Genomic DNA, 3279 nt, shown 5'->3' on the forward strand with positions numbered 1-3279 from the left:
CCGGCCGATGAATCGATGAACGACGCCCACTCGACGCACGCTTCAACTCCAGTCCCGATTCCGATCACCTCGCCGCTGCAGCCCGGCCAGGTGCTGGACGGTTTCGTGCTCGAGGCGCGGCTGCATCAGGGCGGCATGGCCAACCTCTGGCAGGTGCGACGGCAGGATCCGACGGACCCCGCGCACCCCGCCGAGGACTTCCCCCTGATCATGAAGGTCCCCCGCATCAAGGGCGGCGAGGACCCGGCCAGCATCGTCGGTTTCGAAGTCGAGCAGATGATCATGCCGGCGCTCAAGGGCCCGCACGTGCCGCGCTTCGTCGCGCGCGGCGACTGGCGCCGCCAGGCCTACATCGTGATGGAGCGCATCGAGGCCGAAAGCCTGCGCCCGCGCCTGGACCAGGCGCCGCTGCCGCTGGTGGAGGTCGTCGAGATCGGCATCCAGGTCGCGCATGCGCTGACCGACCTGCACCGCCAGCACCTGGTGCACCTGGACATCAAGCCCAGCAACATCCTGCTGCGGCCGGACGGCACCGTGGTGCTGGTCGACTTCGGCCTGTCGCGGCACGACTTCCTGCCCGACCTGCTGGAGGAGGAGTTCTCCCTGCCCATGGGCACCGGCCCGTACATGTCGCCGGAGCAGGTCCAGTTCGTGCGCAACGATCCGCGCAGCGACCTCTTCGCGCTGGGCGTGATGCTGTACCACCTGTCCACCGGCGAGCGGCCCTTCGGCCAGCCGACCTCGGTGCGGCAACTGCGGCGGCGGCTCTACGTCGATCCGATCCCGCCGCGTGCCATCCGGCCCGAGCTGCCGCCGTGGTTCCAGGAGATCGTGCTGCACTGCCTGGAGGTGCGCGCGGAGCGCCGCTACCAGAGCGCCGCGCAGCTCGCGCTGGACCTGCAGCGGCCGGACGCGGTGCCGCTGACGGCGCGCGCGCACAAGCTGCAGCGCAGCGGCATGGTGCGGCGCTTCAAGCGCTGGTTCCTGGCGATGGGCGAGGAGCCCCATGCGCCCGCGTCGGTCGGCGCGCAGGTCGCGCGCAGCCCGGTGATCATGGCCGCCGTCGACGTCGTGGGCGCCACGCCGACCCTGCTCGAGGAACTGCGCGAGGTCGTGCGTCGCCTGATGCAGACCGAGCCGGGCGCGCGCCTGGCCTGCGTCGGTGTGATGAAGACCAACCGCATCGGCATGGACGAGCTCACCGACGCGCACGGCCGCAGCCACCACGTGCAGCAGCTGATCGCGCTGAAGAACTGGGCGCATCCGATGACGCGGGAGCTGGCCCTCGAGGACGGCCGCCTGACCTTCCATGTGCTGGAAGCGCCCGACGCCGCCGATGCGCTGATCGAGTTCGCCGCGAAGACCGGCGTCGACCACGTCGTGATGGGCGCGCGCGCCAGCTCGATGATGCGGCGCTACCTGGGCAGCGTGTCGGCGCAGGTCGTTTCGCAGTGCGCCTGCACGGTCACCGTCGTGCGCGAGCCCGTGCTGCCCGACGACCCGCCGCCGCCCGACAGCACGCTGATCAGCCCGTCGGCGTCGAACTGAGCGCCATGGCCTTCGCCGACAACCCCTGCACCCGCTGCGGTGCCTGCTGCGCGAGCTTCCGCGTCGATTTCTCTCGCCAGGAACTGCTGAGCGAAGGCGGCACGGTGCCGGACGGCTTGACGGTGGAGGTCACGGACTCGACCTGCCGCATGCGCGGCACCGATCACGCGCGGCCGCGCTGTGCCGCCCTGCAAGGCCAGGTCGGCGAGCGCGCCGGCTGCGGCATCTACGAATGGCGACCGTCGCCGTGCCGCGACTTCGGCCTGCGCTCACCGCTGGGCATCGGGGACGACGCCTGCACGCATGCCCGCGCCCGCCATGGCCTGCCGCCGCTGAACGTCTGAGACCCTCAGCGGACCAGAATCTTCGTCTGCAGCATCTTGGCCTTGAGACTTTCAAGTTTCGCGGCGTAGAGCTGGCGCTGCGGCGCGGTGACGCTGTATTCCTGGGCCTTGGCCAGTTCGGCGCGCACGACGTCCCACTTGCCCAGGCCCACGTTGGCCAGCGCCATCCAGAAATGGAACTCGTGGTAGTAGGCCGAGCGGTCGATCTCCTTGGCGAAGAGATCGCGCGCCTGGGCGTAGTCGCCGGCCTTCATCGCCGCGATCCCGAGGTCGAAGAACTTGAACGGCGGATAGGGCTGGAGCAGCGCCAACTGCGCCTCGTACTTCTGCGCCTCGGCGATGTTCCCCTGGAAACGCAGTGCCTGGGCCAGGTTGGCCATGGTCTGCACATTGGCCGGCTCGTGCGCCAGCACGTAGCGGAAGGCGCGCTCGGCGAGCGCCGTGTCGCCATGACGCCGGTAGATCACGCCCAAGGTGTTGAGCGCCGTCAGCAGCCGCGGGTCATGCAGCCAGGCGGCGCGGGCCCACCAGTACGCACGGTCGAGCTGGGCCTGCGACATCAGCTCCGCGGCGCGGTTGTTCAGGTACATCGCGACGATCGCGCGCTCGTCCACCGGCATCGCGCGCTGCCGCGAGATCTGCGCGCCGGGCAGGAAGTCGACCACCAGCGAGGGCTCGTCGCTGCCGATCACGCGGAACTCCGTCCGGCGCCGGCCCAGCGCGATGTTGACGTGGCTGGAAACGACCTGCAGGTCGCCGACGCGGCTCCACTGCTCCTCGTCGTAGATCTGGCGGAACACGAAGGGCAGGCCCATCTCGCGCGCGAACACCGCCGTCATCATCGCCAGCGACAGGCAGTTGCCGGCCTTGGCGTCGAAGGCCTCGGCAGCGGTGCGCGTGGTCTCGGCGTCGTACTCGAGCTGGAGCTCGTTGCGGTTGTACAGCGCGTCCAGCAGCAGGTGGCGCAGGTCGCGCGTGTCCATCATCAAGGTCGTGCCGATGCCCGCATTCGGGATCCGGCTATGGATGAAGTCCCGCATCTTCGGCGTGATCGCCATGACGCGCTCCGGCTCGATGAGCTCGCGCGACGGCGGGAACAGCTCGTCGTGGATCAGCGGGGCGGTGTCGACCATCGCCGGCGCCTCGGGCGCCGTGGCGCATCCTGCAAGGGCCAGCGCGCACAGCAATGCCGCACCCGTCAGGAGCGCCCGCCGGACTGCGTGGAAAGCCTGGATCGTTCCCATGACCGTCTCCGTCGCGACCTCGGACAGGGCCGCTGATGAGCCATGCTACTCCGCCGCGCCGCGCCGGGGGGCCCGTGCGACGGAGGAGCCGATCCCGGGCGCGAAAGCCGCTCGGCGGCGGCTCAGAGCCGCCCGGCCCTGCC

General features: G+C 70.3%; 3 protein-coding genes. 2 read left to right on the top strand and 1 reads right to left on the bottom strand.

Features of this window, described 5'->3' with window-relative positions:
* Positions 1-15: 15 nt before the first annotated feature.
* Together VF536_RS20800 and VF536_RS20805 are read left to right on the top strand one after the other, a co-directional pair.
* Positions 16-1548, top strand: a complete 1533-nt coding sequence (locus VF536_RS20800) for a bifunctional serine/threonine-protein kinase/universal stress protein (RefSeq protein WP_331616781.1) — start codon at positions 16-18, stop codon at positions 1546-1548.
* Positions 1549-1553: 5 nt separating this feature from the next.
* On the top strand, positions 1554-1892 hold the full coding sequence (locus VF536_RS20805) for a YkgJ family cysteine cluster protein (RefSeq protein WP_331616779.1): 339 nt from the start codon (positions 1554-1556) through the stop codon (positions 1890-1892).
* A 5-nt stretch (positions 1893-1897) separates the two neighbouring features.
* Here the strand turns inward: VF536_RS20805 and VF536_RS20810 are convergent, their stop codons facing one another.
* The gene (locus tag VF536_RS20810) at positions 1898-3136 is read right to left on the bottom strand and encodes a hypothetical protein (RefSeq protein WP_331616780.1); all 1239 of its coding nucleotides are present in this window, start codon (positions 3134-3136) and stop codon (positions 1898-1900) included.
* Positions 3137-3279: the final 143 nt, after the last annotated feature.

Origin of the sequence: Roseateles sp. (genome assembly GCF_036486225.1) — a bacterium.
GTDB lineage: Bacteria > Pseudomonadota > Gammaproteobacteria > Burkholderiales > Burkholderiaceae_C > Roseateles.

Coding starts and splice junctions, on each gene's coding strand:
- VF536_RS20800 (WP_331616781.1), top strand. CDS start 16: ATGAACGACGCCCACTCGACGCACGCTTCAACTCCAGTCCCGATTCCG.
- VF536_RS20805 (WP_331616779.1), top strand. CDS start 1,554: ATGGCCTTCGCCGACAACCCCTGCACCCGCTGCGGTGCCTGCTGCGCG.
- VF536_RS20810 (WP_331616780.1), bottom strand. CDS start 3,136: ATGGGAACGATCCAGGCTTTCCACGCAGTCCGGCGGGCGCTCCTGACG.